Source organism: Micromonospora sp. C31, from assembly GCF_018070575.1.
Taxonomy (GTDB): domain Bacteria; phylum Actinomycetota; class Actinomycetes; order Mycobacteriales; family Micromonosporaceae; genus Micromonospora.
Genome location: NZ_JAGPXN010000028.1, coordinates 21,512 through 37,179 on the forward strand (window position 1 = coordinate 21,512; position 15,668 = coordinate 37,179).

Here is a 15,668-nt window from a genome sequence, read left to right on the forward strand (position 1 = left end):
CCTCCTTCTCCGAGGGTGCTCAACCGGCGTCGATCGCGTTGCCTGCGGCCCCGCTTTCCCAATACTGGCATTGCCGCAGTCGTGGGAGCCGTCGTCGTGACCGCCCGGCGGGGCGGCGCAGAGCAGGAGGCAGATCATGATCGCTAGTCGGGTGGCCTCGTCGGTGGTCCAGCGTCAGGTCAACTACGTCACGCCGGTGCCGCAGGGATCCGCGCGGGGCCTGGTGGAGACCGTCTACGCCCAGGTCGCGCAGGAGATGCAGCTGGTGGTGCCGCCGGCGCAGCTGCACTCCCCGTCGCCGGAGGTGCTGGCCGCGTACTGGATGGTCATGCGGGAGCCGCTGCTGCCGACGGAGAACGTGGACCGGGCGACGAAGGAGGCGGTGGCCGCCGCCGTGTCGGTGGCGAACATCTGCCCGTACTGCGTGGACATGCACAGCGTCGGGCTCTACGAGCTCTCCACGGAGCACGACGCGGAGGCGATCGTGGCCGACCGGCTCACCGACATCGCCGACCGGAACATCCGCGAGGCGGCGGAGTGGGGCCGTACGGCGCACCAGCCGCAGACCTCGCGCCCGGTGCTGCCGTTTCCGGAGCGGGGCCGCGCGGAGCTGGTCGGCGTGGTGGTGGGCTTCCACTACATCGCGCGGGTGGTCAACGTGTTCCTCGCCAACTTCCTGCTCCCCCCGGGGCTGACGCCGCGGGCGCGGCGGCGCCTCAAGCGCGGGATCGGCTGGTTGCTGCAGGGGACGCTGCGCGACGCCCGGGAGCCGGGCCGCTCGGTGGAGCTGCTGCCGCCGGCGCCGCTGCCGGCGGAGGCGGCCTGGGCGGCGGGCAGCCCCCACGTGGCCGGGGCGATGGCCCGCGCCTACGCGGCGTTCGAGGCGGCCGGCGAGCGGGCGGTCCCGCCGGCGGTCCGGGAACTGGTCGCCGAACGCCTCGACGTCTGGCGGGGGGAGGAGACCGGCCTGAGTCGACAGTGGTGCGAGCGGCTGATCGCGCCCCTGCCCGAGGCGGAACGGGCCGCCGGCCGCCTGGCCCTGCTCACCGCGTTCGCCTCCTACCAGGTCGACGAGGAGGTGGTCGCGGAGTTCCGCCGCCACCGGCCGGGCGACGCCGCCCTGGTCGACGCGGTCGCCTGGGCCAGCTTCGCGGCGGCCCGCCGGGTCGGCGCCTGGTACGTCCCCGCCGGTTCCCCCGAGCCGGTCTGACGGGCATCGAGGCGAACTGCGCACCATCGAAGACGCGTCGGCGTGTCCGAGCCGACACGCTGGGTGAGGGCGTGGCGTTCCCGCGCGCCCGGCACCCCTCGAGGAGGCAACGTGACCAGCAACCAGGCGACCCTGCCCGGTCCGTCCGGGCGTTGGGCGGCACTCAACGGCACGCACCATCGGGCCGCCCTGAACGCGTTTCTCGTGATCGTGCTCGCGCACTGGGCCGAGCACCTGGTGCAGGCGTACCAGATCTGGGGCCTGGGCTGGTCGCGGCCGGAGGCGCGCGGCGTGCTCGGCATGCCGTTCCCGTGGCTCGTCAGCTCGGAGTGGCTGCACTACGGCTACGCCATCGTGATGCTCGTCGGGCTGTGGATGCTGCGTCCCGGCTTCGTCGGGCGCAGCCGGAACTGGTGGACCGCCGCCCTGGCGATCCAGTTCTGGCACCACATCGAGCACCTGCTGCTGCTGTTGCAGGCGCAGACCGGCCGGCACCTGTTCGACAGCGCCGTGCCCACCAGCCTGCTCCAGGTCGTGATCCCCCGGGTCGAGCTGCACCTGTTCTACAACACGGTCGTCTTCGTGCCGATGGTGATCGCGATGTACCTGCACCTGCGGCCCTCGGTGGCGGAGGCGGAGCTGATGTCGTGCAGCTGCCGGCAGCCCGAGGCCGCCGCGCAGCCGTCGTGATGACCGTGGACGCCGCCGGGCCGCCCGCGCCGCCCGCGCTGGCCGGGGCCCTGCAGCGGGCGGCCGTCGTCGTGGCGGCCGGGGTCGTGCTGTCGATCCTGGCGCTGCTGGCCTTCGGCAGCCCCGCCGCGAGCCGGAGGCTGATGCTGGACCCGGGCGACGGTTCCGTCGTCGGGGCCACCCCCGCCGAGGTGACGCTCACGCTGGGCGGCGCCGAGTCGGCCGAGGACCTGCACCTGGCCGTCACCGGACCGACCGGGGCGGTCGTCTCGACCGCGAGGCCGGCCGTGCGCGACGGCCGCCTGGTCGTGCCCGTGCGCGACGCCGGGCCGGGCACCTACCGTGTCGCGTACCGCGCCCGGCTGCCCGACGGCCGGCAGATCGCCGGCCTGGCCGGCTTCACCGTGACCGACGGCGTCGTCCCGGCCGGGCCCGTCGCCGCGCCGGTCGGGGACGCGGCCGTGACCGCCGGCCACGACCACGCCCGCATCGACGGCATCAACGGCGTGCTCCTCATCCTGGACCTGGGTCTCGTCGGGGTGGCCCTGCTGCTGATGTTCCTGCGCCCGCAGCGGGGCAGGGGTCCCGTCACCGGCCCGTGATCCCGCTGCGGACGCGGCGGCGTACCGGGCGGGCGTGGCCCTGCCGGGGCCACCCCGGCCACCCGGCTCCGGCGGCGGATGAGCGCACAGCAGAAGAGGCGGCCCCGGCCGGCGTGAGGTGACGATGAACTCACCCGCCGGCCGGGGCCGGCGTCGTCGTACCGACAGGGGGATCTGCCATGCCGACGGTACTGGGCTCCGTACGTCGACTGCTGATGGCGCCGACGCTCGCGGAGGTGACCTTCGCGCGTCGGGGCTTCCCCGGCCCCGCCACGGAGGTCACCCGCCGGCTGGAGGCGGTTCCGCAGTCGGTGGTCTGCGGGTTCGAGTGGGGCGTCGACACCCGCGACCCGTGGGAGCTGGAGCGCCGGCTCGCGCTCGTCGACCGGGAACTGCTCGGCTTCGCCTACGAGGGCGCCACCATGGCCTGCACCATCCTCGACGTGCTGGGGCCCCGGCGCGGCACCCGCACCCGCGACCTGCTGCGGGGCCCCGGCGAGCCCCACCTCTTCCTCGCCTACATCGGCATCGGTTTCGCCATGGCACGCCTGCCGCGACGCTTCTGGCGGCACGTCGTCCCGGACCTCACCGGCAACCCGTACCACCCGACGATGACCTGGCTGGCCGTGGACGGCTACGGCTTCGACCGCGCCTACTTCGACCTCGATCGCTGGGTGACCCGGCAGGAGCGGCTGGCGGCGTACCCGTGGCAGGGCCACGGGGACTACTTCGCGCGGGCCACCGACCAGGGTCTCGGGCGGGCGCTGTGGTTCATCCACGGTGCCCGCACCGCCGACGTGGCCGGGGCCGTCCGGGCCTTCGCCGCCGACCGGCACGGCGACCTGTGGAGCGGGGTGGGGCTCGCCGCCACCTTCGCCGGGGGCGCCGACGCCGAGGCGCTCGTCGCGCTGCGCGCCGACGCCGGTGCGTACGCGCCGGACCTGGCCCAGGGGGCGGTCTTCGCCGCGAAGGCCCGCAGCCACGCGGGGTACGTGCCGGCGCACAGCGAGGCGGCGATGCATGCGCTCGGCGGGCGCTCCGTGGCCGCCGCCGCGGCGCTCGCCGACGACGTGGCGGTCCGGGTGGAGGCCGCCGGGCGGCTGCCCGCATACGAGGTCTGGCGGCGTAACGTCCGCGCACACTTCGCGCCGGCCGGCGTCGGCCACGACCGCTGAGAGCCGTCCGCGCCATCGTCGGGCGGCCCGGCCCCGGCGCTTCGGCGCCCGGTCCCGGGTCGCCGTGCCGCGCGCGGTCGGCGGAAGACGTGAACGTCTTCGAATAGTTGCGACAAATGCGCAAGGTTGAAGAAATCAACTCTTCTCGCTTTTGCCATCATCGAAATGGATGTCCATCCCGGTAAACGGGAACACCGACCCTTTGGGGGAACGTGCGATGCAGAGCCTGCGTGATCTGCGGCGCAGAATGCTGACGCCAGATATCTCCGAGACAAAAATTGACGTGCGCGGATTCCACGTGAAGAACGAGGAATCGAAGGAGCTGCTCGAGACCGTCGGCGCCTCGTTCCTCGCCGGTTACGGGTACGCCGCCGAGGCGCCGACCGCGGCAGCGGCCGAACACCGCCTGGAGACGGTGCCGACGCGTTTTCGTGGCTTCGCGTACGAGGGCGCCGGGATGGGCTTCGCCGTCCGGGACGCGCTGCGGCCGGGCCGCCCCCGGCACGTGGCGGGCCTGCTCGCCGGCCGGGGCGACGCGCACGTCTACATGATCTACGTCGGCGTGGGCTGGGCGATGGCCCGGGTGCCCCGGATGCGCTGGGGTCAGCTGTACGCTCCGGATCCGCTGCTGCGGTGGCTGGTGCTCGACGGCTACGGCTTCCACCAGGCGTACTTCCACACCGACCGGTACGTGTACGGGCAGTACCGCCACCCGCGGTTCCCGTGGCCGGCCGAGGGCCCGAGCGGGTACGCCGACCGGGTCATCGACCAGGGCATCGGCCGGGCCACCTGGTTCGTCGGCGGCACCGACGTGGACCGGGTGACGGAGATCTTCAGCGCGTTCCCCGCGCACCGGCGGGCCGACCTGTACGCCGGGGCCGGCCTCGCCGCCACCTACGCCGGGGGCGCCGACGAGGCGGCCCTGCACCGGTTCCGCGACCGCGCCGGCGACCACCGTGTGGACCTCGCCCAGGGCAGTGCCTTCGCGGCCGGGGCCCGGGTCCGCGCCGGCCTGGTCGTCGGCCACAACGAGGTCGCCACGCAGGTGTTCTGCGGCATGTCCACCGCCGAGGCGTCGAAGGTCACCGACGTGACGCTGCCCCGCGACCGGGACGGCGGCGCCACGCCCGCCTACGAGCGGTGGCGCCAGGCCATCGCCGCGGAGTTCGAGGGGCGGTGCTGACCGTGGCGCCCCACCCATCGGCCGTACCCGCGTCCCGGCGGTCCACCACCGCACGCAACGAAGGAGAGACCTCGTGACCAGGATCGCTGTCGTGGGGATGGCGTGCCGTTACCCGGACGCCACGTCACCCCGTGAGCTGTGGGAGAACGCCCTCGCCGGGCGGCGCGCCTTCCGCCGGCTGCCCGCCGAGCGGATGAGCCTGAACGACTACTGGGATCCCGACCCGGCCACACCCGACCGCTTCTACGCCCGCAACGCCGCGGTCATCGAGGGCTACGAGTTCGACCGGATCGCCTACAAGGTCGCCGGCAGCACCTACCGCTCGACCGACCTGACCCACTGGCTGGCTCTCGACATGGCGGCCATGGCGCTGGCCGACGCCGGCTTCCCGATGGCGGAGGGACTGCCTCGCGAACGGACCGGCGTGGTCGTCGGCAACACGCTGACCGGCGAGTTCTCCCGGGCCAACCAGCTGCGGCTGCGCTGGCCGTACGTGCGCCGCATGGTCGCCGCCGCGCTCAAGGAGCAGGACTGGGACGACGACCAGCTCACCACGTTCCTCGACGACTTCGAGGCGACCTTCAAGGGCCCGTTCCCGGAGGTCGACGAGGACACCCTCGCGGGTGGGCTGTCGAACACCATCGCCGGACGCATCTGCAACCACTTCGACTTCAAGGGCGGCGGCTACACCGTCGACGGCGCCTGCTCCTCGTCCCTGCTCTCCGTCGCCACCGCGTGCAAGGCCCTCTCCGACGGCGAGGTCGACGTGGCGATCGCGGGCGGCGTGGACCTGTCCATCGACCCCTTCGAGATCATCGGCTTCGCCAAGACCGGCGCGCTGGCGCGCGGCGAGATGCGCGTGTACGACCGCGGCTCGAACGGGTTCTGGCCGGGCGAGGGCTGCGGCATGGTGGTCCTGATGCGCGAGGCCGAGGCCCGTGAGGCGGGGCACCGCGTCTACGCCACCGTCGCGGGCTGGGGCATCTCCTCCGACGGCAAGGGCGGCATCACCCGGCCGGAGGTGGCCGGCTACCAGCTCGCCCTGCGCCGGGCGTACGACCGGGCCGGGTTCGGCATCGAGACCGTCGGGCTCTTCGAGGGCCACGGCACCGGTACGGCGGTCGGCGACGCCACCGAGCTCCAGGCGCTCTCGCTGGCCCGGCACACCGCCGACGGGAACTCGCCGCGGGCGGCGATCAGCTCGATCAAGGGCATGATCGGGCACACCAAGGCGGCGGCCGGCGTCGCCGGGCTGATCAAGGCCGCGATGGCGGTCCACCACGAGGTCCTGCCGCCCGCCATCGGCTGCGTCGACCCGCACGAGATCCTCACCGCCGAGCAGTCCGCCCTGCGGGCCCTGCGCAAGGCCGAGGCGTGGCCGCGCGACCTGCCGGTGCGCGCCGGCGTGACGGCGATGGGCTTCGGCGGCATCAACACCCACATCGTGCTGGAGAACGGGCAGCCGCGTCGCTCGTCGCGGCTGGACAGCCGTTTCCGCAACCTCGCCGCCTCGATGCAGGACGCGGAACTCCTCCTCGTCGACGGGGGCAGCCCGCAGGAGCTGCGCGAGCGGTTGCAGCGCCTCGTCGACTTCGTGCCCACGGTGTCGTACGCCCAACTGGGCGACCTCGCCGCCACCCTGCACCGGGAACTGCGCGACCTGCCGTACCGGGCGGGCGTGGTGGTCTCCTCGCCGGAGGACGCCGAGCGGCAGCTACGCCGCGTCTGCGACGCCCTCGACGCCGGCGAGGCGCGCCTGTTCTCCCCCGACGGCCGCTGCTTCCTGGGCCACGTGAGCGGGCCGGGCCGCATCGGCTTCCTCTTCCCCGGGCAGGGCTCCGGCCGGGGCACCTCGGGCGGCGCGCTGCGCCGACGCTTCGCCGACGTGGAGGAGGTCTACCAGCGGGCGGCACTGCCCAACAGCGGCGACATGGTCGCCACGGCGGTGGCGCAGCCGCGGATCGTCACCGGCTCGCTGGCCGGCCTGCGGGCGCTGTCGTTGCTCAACCTCGACGCGACCGTCGCCGTCGGGCACAGCCTCGGCGAGATCGCCGCCCTGCACTGGGCCGGCGTGCTCGACGAGGAGGCCCTGCTCCGCATCGCCGGCGTGCGCGGCCGGACGATGGGGGAGCACAGCGCCTCCGGCACGATGGCCAACATCGGCGCTCCGCCCGAGCGGGTGGCCGGGCTCATCGGGGGCCTGTCCGTGGTGATCGCCGCGTACAACGGGCCGGAGCAGACCGTCATCGCGGGCTCGGAGGCCGCGGTGGAGGACGCCTGTGAGCGGGCCCGCGCCGCCGACCTGCGGACCACCCGGCTCCCGGTGTCCCACGCGTTCCACTCCCCGCTGGTCGAGCCGGCCGCGGACGCCCTCCTCGACGCGTTGGCGGGGGAGCGGTTCGGGCCCGTCACCCGGCGGGTCGTCTCCACGGTCACCGGCGAGCCGCTCGCCCCCGACACCGACGTCGCCGCCCTCCTGCGCCGCCAGATCACCGACCCGGTGCTGTTCAGCCAGGCCGTCGCCCTCGCCGCCAAGGAGGTCGACCTCTTCGTCGAGGTCGGTCCGGGGCAGGTGCTCTCCGGCCTGGCCGCGGCCAGCACCGATCTGCCGGCGGTGGCGCTCAACACCGACGACGAGTCGCTGGCCGGCCTGCTGCGCGTCGCGGCGGCCGCGTACGTCGTCGGCGCCGGCGGCGTGGAGGGCGCCCTCTTCCACGACCGGCTGGTCCGGCCGCTCGAGGTGGGCCAGAACTTCCGCTTCTTCGCCAGCCCCTGCGAGTCCGCCCCGGTGGTGAACCTGCCCAAGGGCACCGGCGTCCGGGCGGCGGGGCCGTCGACGGCGGACGGGCAGCAGCCGGAGCCGGAGCAGCCGGCCGGTGAGTCGAGCCTGCAACTGCTGCGCCGGCTGGCCGCCGAGCGGGCCGAACTTCCCCTGGAGATGGTGCACGACGGCAGCCAACTCCTCGACGACCTGCACCTCAGCTCGATCACCGTCGGTCAGCTGGTCAACCAGGCGGCGCAGCACCTCGGCGTGCCGGCCGCGCAGACCCCGACCAACTTCGCGACGGCCACCGTCGGGCAGCTCGCCGAGGCCCTGGACCAGCTCGCCGGCACCGGTCGGGACGCCGACGCGTCGGGCCCGGCCTTCGTGCACGGCGTCGCCGACTGGTGCCGGGCGTGGTCGGTCGACCTCGACGAGGCGCCGGCACCGGCCGCCGCCGGAGCCGAGCCCGACGGACCCTGGCAGCTGTTCGCCCCGGACGGACATCCGATCGCCGAGCCGCTGCGCGCGGCCCTGCAGACCGCCGGGCTGGGCGCGGGCGTGCTGGTGTGCCTGCCGCAGCGGTGCGCGGAGGCCGACCTGGAACTGGCCCTGCGCGGAGCACAGGCGGCGACCGCCGCCGCCCCCGGCACCCGCTTCGTCCTCGTCCAGCAGGGCCCGGGCGCGGCCGGGCTGGCCAAGACGCTGCGGCTGGAGGCGCCGCACCTGCGGACCACGATCGTGCACACCCCGCCGGTACCGGAGGCCGTGGCCCGGGTGACGGCGGAGGTCGCCGCCACCGACGGGTTCGCCGAGGTCCACCACGACGCGGCCGGACGACGGCGGGTGCCGACCCTGCGCGGGCTGCCGGTGCGGCCGGCCGAGACCCGGCAGCCGCTGGGCGCCGAGGACGTGCTGCTGGTCACCGGCGGCGGCAAGGGCATCACCGCGGAGTGCGCCCTGGCGATGGCCGTGGACAGCGGCGCCGGCCTCGCCGTGCTCGGCCGCTCGGATCCCGCCCGGGACGAGGAGCTGGCCGCGAACCTCAAGCGGATGGCGGACGCCGGCGTGCGGGTGCGCTACGCCCGGGCCGACGTCGCCGATCCGGAGCAGGTACGGCAGGCCGTCGACGGGCTCGTCGCCGAGCTGGGAGCGGTCACGGCGGTGCTGCACGGCGCGGGCCGCAACGAGCCGGCGGCGTTGCCGGGCCTGACGATGGACGCGTTCCGCCGCACCTTCGCGCCGAAGGTCGACGGGCTGCGCGCCGTGCTCGACGCGGTCGACGGCGACCGGCTGCGCCTGCTGGTGACGTTCGGCAGCATCATCGGCCGGGCCGGCCTGCGCGGCGAGGCGCACTACGCGACCGCGAACGACTGGCTGGCCGAGCTGACCGTCGACTTCGGCCGGAGCCACCCGAACTGCCGCAGCCTCTGCCTGGAGTGGTCGGTCTGGTCCGGCGTCGGCATGGGCGAGCGGCTGTCCGTGGTCGAGGCGTTGACCCGCGACGGCATCACGCCGGTGACGCCCGACCAGGGGGTGCAGATGCTCCGGCGCCTGCTCGCCGACCCGCACGCACCGTCGGTGGTGGTCGTCAGCGGGCGTACGGAGGGCATCGACACGGTCCGGACGGACCTTCCGGAGCTGCCGCTGCTGCGCTTCGTGGACCGCCCGCTCGTGCGCTACCACGGCGTCGAGCTGGTGGCCGAGGCCGAGCTCAAGCCGGTCACCGACCTCTACCTGGACCACCACCGGCTCGACGGCAACCTGCTCTTCCCGGCGGTGTTCGGCATGGAGGCGATGGCCCAGGTGGCCGGTGCGGTGACCGGACGGACCGACACGCCGGTGGTGGAGCGCGCCGAGTTCCTGCGGCCCATCGTGGTGCCGCCGGAGGGCAGCACCACCATCCGGATCGCCACCCTCGTCGTCGACGACGACGTCGTGGACGCGGTGATCTACAGCGCCGAGACGGAGTTCAGCGCCGCGCACTTCCGGGCGCGGCTGCACTTCACCGGGGCGCGACCGTCGGCGGGCCCGCCCGAGCAGGTGCCCGCCGGGCTGCCGGCGGTGCCGCTGGAGCCCGCCGCCGACCTGTACGGCGACATCCTGTTCCAGGGTGGACGCTTCCAGCGGCTGCGCCGCTACCACCGCTCGGCCGCCCGGCACGTCGACGCCGACGTCGTCACGGCGCCGCGGACGCGGTGGTTCGCCGACTACCTGCCGGACACCCTGCTCCTGGGCGACCCCGGCGTGCGGGACGCCCTCATGCACGGCAACCAGGTCTGCGTGCCCGACGCGACGCTGCTGCCGGCCGGGATCGAGCGGCTCCACCCGGCGGGGCCCCGGCTGACCGAGGAGGAGGAACTGCGCTACTGCGCCGAGGAGCGCAGCCGCGACGGCGACACCTACGTCTACGACATCGCGCTGCGCGCCGCCGACGGCACGGTCGTGGAGCGGTGGGAGGGCCTGCGCCTGCGGGCGGTGCGCAAGAAGGACGGTCGCGGGCCGTGGGTTGCCCCGCTGCTCGGTTCGTACCTGGAGCGGGCCGTCGGCGACCTGGTCGGCGGCGAGGTGGCCGTCGCGGTGGAGCCGACCCCGGCCGATCGGGGCGGGCGCGGCGAGGCGGCCGGTCAGGGCACGCCGGACGAGACCCGCCGCCGGCGGGCCCGCACCGCCGTGGCCGCCGGCCGGGCCGCCGGCGGGCCGGTCGAGGTGGTGTACCGGCCGGACGGCCGCCCGGAGCTGGCCGACGGCCGGTCGCTCTCCGCCGCGCACGCCGAGGACCTGACGGTGTCTGTGGTGGGGACCGGGCCGCTCGCCTGCGACGTGGAGGCGGTACGCGCCAGGGAGGAGTCGGTCTGGAACGGGCTGCTCGGCGCGCACGTCGACCTCGCCCGGCTCTGTGCCGCCGACGGCGGGGAGTCCCTGGACGCGGCGGCGACGCGGGTGTGGGCGGCGATCGAGTGCCTGCGCAAGGCGGGGCTGTCGCACCGGGCACCGCTGGTCGCGGTGCCCTCGGAGCGGGCCGGCTGGCTGGTCTTCGCCTCCGGCGACCTGCGGATCGCCACGCTCGTCACGACCGTGCGGGACCTGCCCCAGCCGATGGTGTTCGCGATCCTGACGGAAGGACGGGCCTAGGCGATGGACAAGTACTTCGAGTACCTGCACACGGTGGGCTTCGAGGAGACCAACCTCGTCGGCAACGTGTACTACGTCAACTACCTGCGTTGGCAGGGCCGCTGCCGGGAGATGTTCCTGAAGGAACGGGCGCCGGACGTGCTGGCGGACGTACGCGACGACCTGAAGCTGTTCACCCTCCGCGTCGACTGCGAGTTCTTCGCCGAGATCACCGCCTTCGACGAACTGTCCGTCCGGATGCGCCTGGTGGAGCTGGCGCAGACCCAGCTGGAGTTCAGCTTCGACTACGTCAAGCTCGATCGGGACGGCGGCGAGACGCTGGTGGCCCGGGGCCGGCAGCGCATCGCCTGCATGCGCGGCCCGAACACCCGCACCGCGCCGGCGAGGGTGCCGGAGGCGCTGGTGACGGCGCTCGCGCCGTACACCTCGGCGCGGCGCTCCTGACGGCGCGAGGAGGAGACGTCGTGGACGTACAGCGAACACTCACCGTCGGGACGCCCGACGTGACGGCACTACGGCGGGCGTACGGCGCGTTCGCCACCGGCGTCACGGTGGTGACCGTCGGCGGCGCCACCCCGCACGGGATGACCGCCAACTCGTTCACCTCGGTGTCGCTCGACCCGCCGCTGGTGCTGGTGTGCGTCGACCGGAACGCGGTGATGCACGCCTGCCTCTCCGAGACGCGCGAGTTCGCGGTCTCGGTGCTGACCGACGACCAGGAGAAGGTGGCCCGGTACTTCGCCGACGGGCGGCGACCGCTCGGCGGCGAGCAGTTCGACCAGGTGGACTGGCGGCCGGGCACGACGACTGGTGCGCCGCTGATCAGCGGCGCCCTCGCCCACTTCGAGTGTGAGGTGTGGCGCTCCTACGACGGCGGCGACCACACCATCTTCCTCGGTCGGCTGCTCTCCCTGGGACGCCGCGCGGAGGGGGAGGCCCTGCTCTTCCTCTCCGGGCGGTTCCGTCAGGTCGAGCGGGAACGGAGTGAGGCGGCATGACGGCGATCCAGAAGGGGGCCCGGCGCACGCCGCCGGGCCCGCCCCGCCCCGCCGGCCTGCACATGCTGGTCCTGATGGGCCGGGACCGGCTGCGGATGATGACCCTCGCGGCCCAGCGGTACGGTGACGCGGCCCGGCTGCCGGTCGGCCCCAAGCAGCTCTACTTCTTCAACCACCCCGATCACGCCAAGCACGTGCTGTCCGACAACAGCGGGAACTACCAGAAGGGCATCGGCTTGGTGCACGCCCGCCGGGCGCTCGGCGACGGGCTGCTCACCAGCGAGGGTGAGCTGTGGCGCAAGCAGCGCAAGGTGATCCAGCCGGCGTTTCAGAACCGGCGCCTCGCCCAGTACGCGGGGGTGATCGGCGAGGAGGCCGCGCTGCTGGTCGAACGGCTGGTGGCGCGGGCCGACGGCCCTCCGGTCGACGTGCTGGAGGAGATGACCACGCTGACCCTCGGGGTGCTCGGACGGACCCTGCTCGACGCCGAGCTCGGCGGCTTCCACGGTGTCGGTGCGTCGTTCGCCGCCGTGCAGGACCAGGCGATGTTCGAGCTGGAGACGCTGAGCGCGGTGCCGCCGTGGATCCCGCTGCCCCGGCAGCTGCGGTTCCGGCGCGCCCGCCGGCACCTCCAGCAGGTGGTCGACGAACTCGTCGCCGGCCGGGGCCGGGACGTGGACGGGCGCGACGACGTCCTGTCCCGCCTGATCGTCTCGACCCGGCTGGAGAAGGACCCGCGGGTGGCCCGCCAGCGGCTGCGCGACGAGCTGGTCACGCTGCTGCTGGCCGGGCACGAGACGACCGCCAGCACGCTGGGCTGGAGCCTGCACCTGCTCGACCGGCATCCCGAGATCCGGCGACGGGTCCGCGAGGAGGCCGTGACGGTGCTGGGTGACCGGCTGCCGGTGTACGAGGACCTGCACCGGCTGCGCTACACGGCGATGGTGGTGGAGGAGGCCATCCGGCTCTACCCGCCGGTCTGGCTCCTGCCGCGCAAGGCCCAGGAGGCCGACGAGATCGGCGGCTACCACGTGCCGGCGGGGGCCGACATCCTCATCTCCCCGTACACCCTGCACCGGCATCCCCGGTTCTGGGACGAGCCGGAGCGGTTCGACCCCGACCGCTTCGACCCGGCGCGGAGCACGGAGCGACCCCGGTACGCGTACATCCCGTTCGGCGCCGGCCCCCGGTTCTGCGTGGGCAACAACCTGGGGATGATGGAGGCCACCCTCGTCCTGGCCATGCTGCTGCGGGAGGTGCGCCTGGCCGGGGTGCCGGGGCGTCCGGTGGTGCCCGAGCCGATGCTGTCGCTGCGGGTGCGGGGCGGACTGCCGATGACGGTGCACAGGGTCGACTGACTCCCGTACGCACGGTCCCGCGGACGCCACGGCGTCCGCGGGACCGTCGCGGGTGGGCCCCGTCGAGGGCGCCGTGCGGGAGTGACGACGGCGTCCGACACGGGCCGTCCGTCCCCTTTCTACCCCTCTCTCCGGTCCGCCGCCTCCGACGGCGGACGGTCGAGCGCCGACCTCTCCCGTCCCTGCCGGGCGCCGGCCTGTGCCGAGGTGTGGCGGGGAAGGCCGGGGTGGGCGGGCGTGCGGGGCGGGCCGTCGGCGGGCGCGCGGACGCCCCGGCCGCCGACGGCCCGTCACGGGCGTCGGCGGCCGGGGTGTCCCGTGGTCGACCACCGGTGGACGCGGCGGTGCTCCAGCGCCGTCCGAGGGGCACGCGGCGCCCCCGGTCGGGCGTCGTCAGGCCGCGTACGCCTCGTCCCGGTTCTCCAGTTGGGCCTGGCGTTCGCTCGCCGCCTTCCGGCTGTCGAGCAGGGCCAGTAGCACCGGCGGGTCTATCTTGGAGACCTGCTTGAGGTGGGCGTCGGCGGTCAGGGTCTGGCGTCCGCGGACGACCAGGGGTCCCACCGCTGCCACCATCATCGTGTCCTGCTCAAGCCGGAGCACGTCGCCGGAGACCGAGTGGCACAGCAGGTACCAGGTGCCGTCGGGCACGTTCGTGAAGCGATAGACGCCCGGGGACTCCAGGATGGCGCAGCGAACCGGCGGGCCCTCGGGGATGCGGTGCTGGAACAGGCCCATGAAGATGAGCCCGGGTGCCAGCCCGCGGGCGGGAACGGTGACCCGCCCGGCGATGACACCCTGCGTCAGACCCGTGGGGCGCTGGGTGACGATGCGAGGGGTGAAGCCGCCCATCCGCCGGTAGGTCGTGGGTGGCAGGCCGACACTCTTGGTGAACCTGGTGCTGAATGTGCCGACGCTGTTGTAGCCCACCCGGAGGCTGATGTCCGTGACGTTGAGCCTGGTCGTGGTGAGCAGCCGCTTGGCCTCCTGCAGGCGGATCGCGGACAGGAACCGACCTGGCGAGATGCCGGTGACCCGCTGGAAGATCCGCGTGAAGTGGAACTTGCTGAACATGGCTGCGCGGGCCATGTCGTCCACCGTCAACTGCTCCGATAAATTGCTGCGCATCGTGTCGATCGCTCGTTCCACTGCCTGCTCTGCGCTGTCATGCATTTGTCTCCCCCGGATTGCGGACAATCCCAATGAGTGGATGTGGCGAATTAGGCCGAGTCATTCGGGAGCGTCGACCGCCACAATTCCCCGCTAACCGCAGTCGATGCTAGCCGAGCCTGGTCGGCCGGTCAACACGTTCTGCGTTCGGAGAGTAGCGCGGAGTGACGACGGGGGGCTTATCAATTCTTGCCCAGAATTGGCACTTGCCACTGTACGTTCTGGATGAAGATCGCTAGGATTGGTCATCGTATTGTGGAACTCGCCAGTATCCGCGCCTTCGACTATCAATGCTTAGCGTAATTTTTCGGACATCGGTGGCGCGTTCCGTTGCGTGACGGTCAAGCGGGCTGCGCGCCCCCGTCGCCGGCGCGTCGATCCGTCCTGGCCGAGCATCGATCAATGGCTTGCGATCGATCTCTATGGCAAGATTGCCCAAACGTTCGCCAGGGCGGAGGACGCGTGCGTATCTCGGAGCTCAGTCGACAGAGTGGCGTGTCGGTCCCGACGATCAAGTTCTATCTGCGCGAGGGGCTGCTCCCGGCGGGCCTGCCCACCGGTCGCAATCAGGCGGACTACAGCGAGCGGCACCTGCGCCGGATCCGGCTGATCCGGACCCTGAGCGGGATCGCCGGGCTCGACCTCTCCTCGGTCCGGGAGATCCTCGCCGCCATCGACGACGACGAGGTCAGCCTGCGCGACGCGTACCAGGTGCTGGACCGCGCCCTCTATCTCGACGGGTCGGAGGCCCTGGGTCGGGCCGCCGTGGACTGCGCACGGGCCGACGTGGCCCAGCTCGCCGAGTCGCTCGGCTGGTCCCGCGAGGCCAGCGCGTCCGGCGGGGAGGTGCTGGCGCAGGTGCTGGCCGGGCTGCGCAGTCTCGGCTGCGCGGCCGACGCCCCCTTCTTCCTCTCCTACGCCCGCGCCGCCGAGCAGCTCGTCGTCGCGGAACTCGACCTGGTCGCCGGCGACGGCGGCACCGAGAAGGGCCCCGCCATCGTCCGCAGCGTCCTGTTCGGGGTCGCCCTGTCCGCCCTGCGCCGCATGGCGCACGAGCACCACGCCGCGCTGCGGTTCCCGACGAATGCGGTTGAGTGACCGCCCGCGAACGGTGGGGCCGCCGGATCTGACCGGTCGGTAACGTGTGGAACCCCATCCGTCACTGAGCAACCTTTGAGAAGAACTCGGGCCGTGCTCCCGCGACCATAAGTGGGCCGGCGGCGACTTTCGCGGCCGGTTCACCAGGCATCGTGAAGGGACCGCACGTCATGCCTCGATCGACTGAGAATGGGCAGCGCCGGCCACGTACGCCGTAGCGCCCCACGTGGTGGATACCCCGTTCCGACGGCTATGAACTGCTGAAGGTGACAGCGAAAAAATTGTCGCCGG

At 73.4% G+C, this 15,668-nt stretch carries 11 protein-coding genes; 10 read left to right on the forward strand and 1 reads right to left on the reverse strand.

The genetic code is table 11. The features are described from left to right. Positions 1 to 136 precede the first annotated feature (136 nt). The 9 genes from KBX06_RS25885 to KBX06_RS25925 all read left to right on the forward strand — a co-directional run bounded on the left by KBX06_RS25885 (position 137) and on the right by KBX06_RS25925 (position 13,112). Positions 137 to 1,210, forward strand: coding sequence for a carboxymuconolactone decarboxylase family protein (locus tag KBX06_RS25885; protein ID WP_210839530.1), 1,074 nt, complete (start codon positions 137 to 139; stop codon positions 1,208 to 1,210). A 111-nt stretch (positions 1,211 to 1,321) separates the two neighbouring features. Then, positions 1,322 to 1,900 carry a hypothetical protein gene (locus tag KBX06_RS25890; RefSeq protein ID WP_307854757.1) on the forward strand — a complete coding sequence of 193 codons (579 nt, stop codon included), beginning with the start codon at positions 1,322 to 1,324 and terminating at the stop codon, positions 1,898 to 1,900. Further along, a complete protein-coding gene (locus KBX06_RS25895; protein WP_247686699.1) occupies positions 1,900 to 2,502 on the forward strand; it encodes a copper resistance CopC family protein in 603 nt (200 codons plus the stop codon). Before KBX06_RS25890 ends, KBX06_RS25895 begins: the two co-directional genes overlap by 1 nt. Before the next feature lie 179 nt (positions 2,503 to 2,681). Beyond that, on the forward strand, positions 2,682 to 3,677 hold the full coding sequence (locus KBX06_RS25900; protein WP_210839534.1) for a DUF1702 family protein: 996 nt from the start codon (positions 2,682 to 2,684) through the stop codon (positions 3,675 to 3,677). Positions 3,678 to 3,894: 217 nt separating this feature from the next. Next, positions 3,895 to 4,860 carry a DUF1702 family protein gene (locus KBX06_RS25905; RefSeq protein ID WP_210839536.1) on the forward strand — a complete coding sequence of 322 codons (966 nt, stop codon included), beginning with the start codon at positions 3,895 to 3,897 and terminating at the stop codon, positions 4,858 to 4,860. A 73-nt stretch (positions 4,861 to 4,933) separates the two neighbouring features. Then, positions 4,934 to 10,756, forward strand: a complete 5,823-nt coding sequence (locus KBX06_RS25910) for a type I polyketide synthase (RefSeq protein ID WP_210839538.1) — start codon at positions 4,934 to 4,936, stop codon at positions 10,754 to 10,756. 3 nt (positions 10,757 to 10,759) lie between these two features. Then, positions 10,760 to 11,200, forward strand: coding sequence for a thioesterase family protein (locus KBX06_RS25915; protein WP_210839540.1), 441 nt, complete (start codon positions 10,760 to 10,762; stop codon positions 11,198 to 11,200). Between the two features lie 20 nt (positions 11,201 to 11,220). Further along, positions 11,221 to 11,754 carry a flavin reductase family protein gene (locus tag KBX06_RS25920; RefSeq protein WP_210839542.1) on the forward strand — a complete coding sequence of 178 codons (534 nt, stop codon included), beginning with the start codon at positions 11,221 to 11,223 and terminating at the stop codon, positions 11,752 to 11,754. Then, complete coding sequence (locus KBX06_RS25925; protein ID WP_210839544.1) at positions 11,751 to 13,112, forward strand: cytochrome P450; 1,362 nt, start codon at positions 11,751 to 11,753, stop codon at positions 13,110 to 13,112. The genes KBX06_RS25920 and KBX06_RS25925 overlap by 4 nt, the downstream gene beginning before the upstream one ends. 393 nt (positions 13,113 to 13,505) lie before the next feature. Here KBX06_RS25925 and KBX06_RS25930 read toward each other — a convergent pair whose 3' ends face one another. Beyond that, positions 13,506 to 14,282 carry a helix-turn-helix domain-containing protein gene (locus KBX06_RS25930; RefSeq protein ID WP_210839546.1) on the reverse strand — a complete coding sequence of 259 codons (777 nt, stop codon included), beginning with the start codon at positions 14,280 to 14,282 and terminating at the stop codon, positions 13,506 to 13,508. Positions 14,283 to 14,741: 459 nt separating this feature from the next. Between KBX06_RS25930 and KBX06_RS25935 the strand changes: the two genes are divergently transcribed. Next, the gene (locus tag KBX06_RS25935; protein WP_210839548.1) at positions 14,742 to 15,377 is read left to right on the forward strand and encodes a MerR family transcriptional regulator; all 636 of its coding nucleotides are present in this window, start codon (positions 14,742 to 14,744) and stop codon (positions 15,375 to 15,377) included. Positions 15,378 to 15,668 lie beyond the last annotated feature (291 nt).

Coding starts and splice junctions, on each gene's coding strand:
- KBX06_RS25885 (WP_210839530.1), top strand. CDS start 137: ATGATCGCTAGTCGGGTGGCCTCGTCGGTGGTCCAGCGTCAGGTCAAC.
- KBX06_RS25895 (WP_247686699.1), top strand. CDS start 1,900: ATGACCGTGGACGCCGCCGGGCCGCCCGCGCCGCCCGCGCTGGCCGGG.
- KBX06_RS25900 (WP_210839534.1), top strand. CDS start 2,682: ATGCCGACGGTACTGGGCTCCGTACGTCGACTGCTGATGGCGCCGACG.
- KBX06_RS25905 (WP_210839536.1), top strand. CDS start 3,895: ATGCAGAGCCTGCGTGATCTGCGGCGCAGAATGCTGACGCCAGATATC.
- KBX06_RS25915 (WP_210839540.1), top strand. CDS start 10,760: ATGGACAAGTACTTCGAGTACCTGCACACGGTGGGCTTCGAGGAGACC.
- KBX06_RS25925 (WP_210839544.1), top strand. CDS start 11,751: ATGACGGCGATCCAGAAGGGGGCCCGGCGCACGCCGCCGGGCCCGCCC.
- KBX06_RS25930 (WP_210839546.1), bottom strand. CDS start 14,282: ATGCATGACAGCGCAGAGCAGGCAGTGGAACGAGCGATCGACACGATG.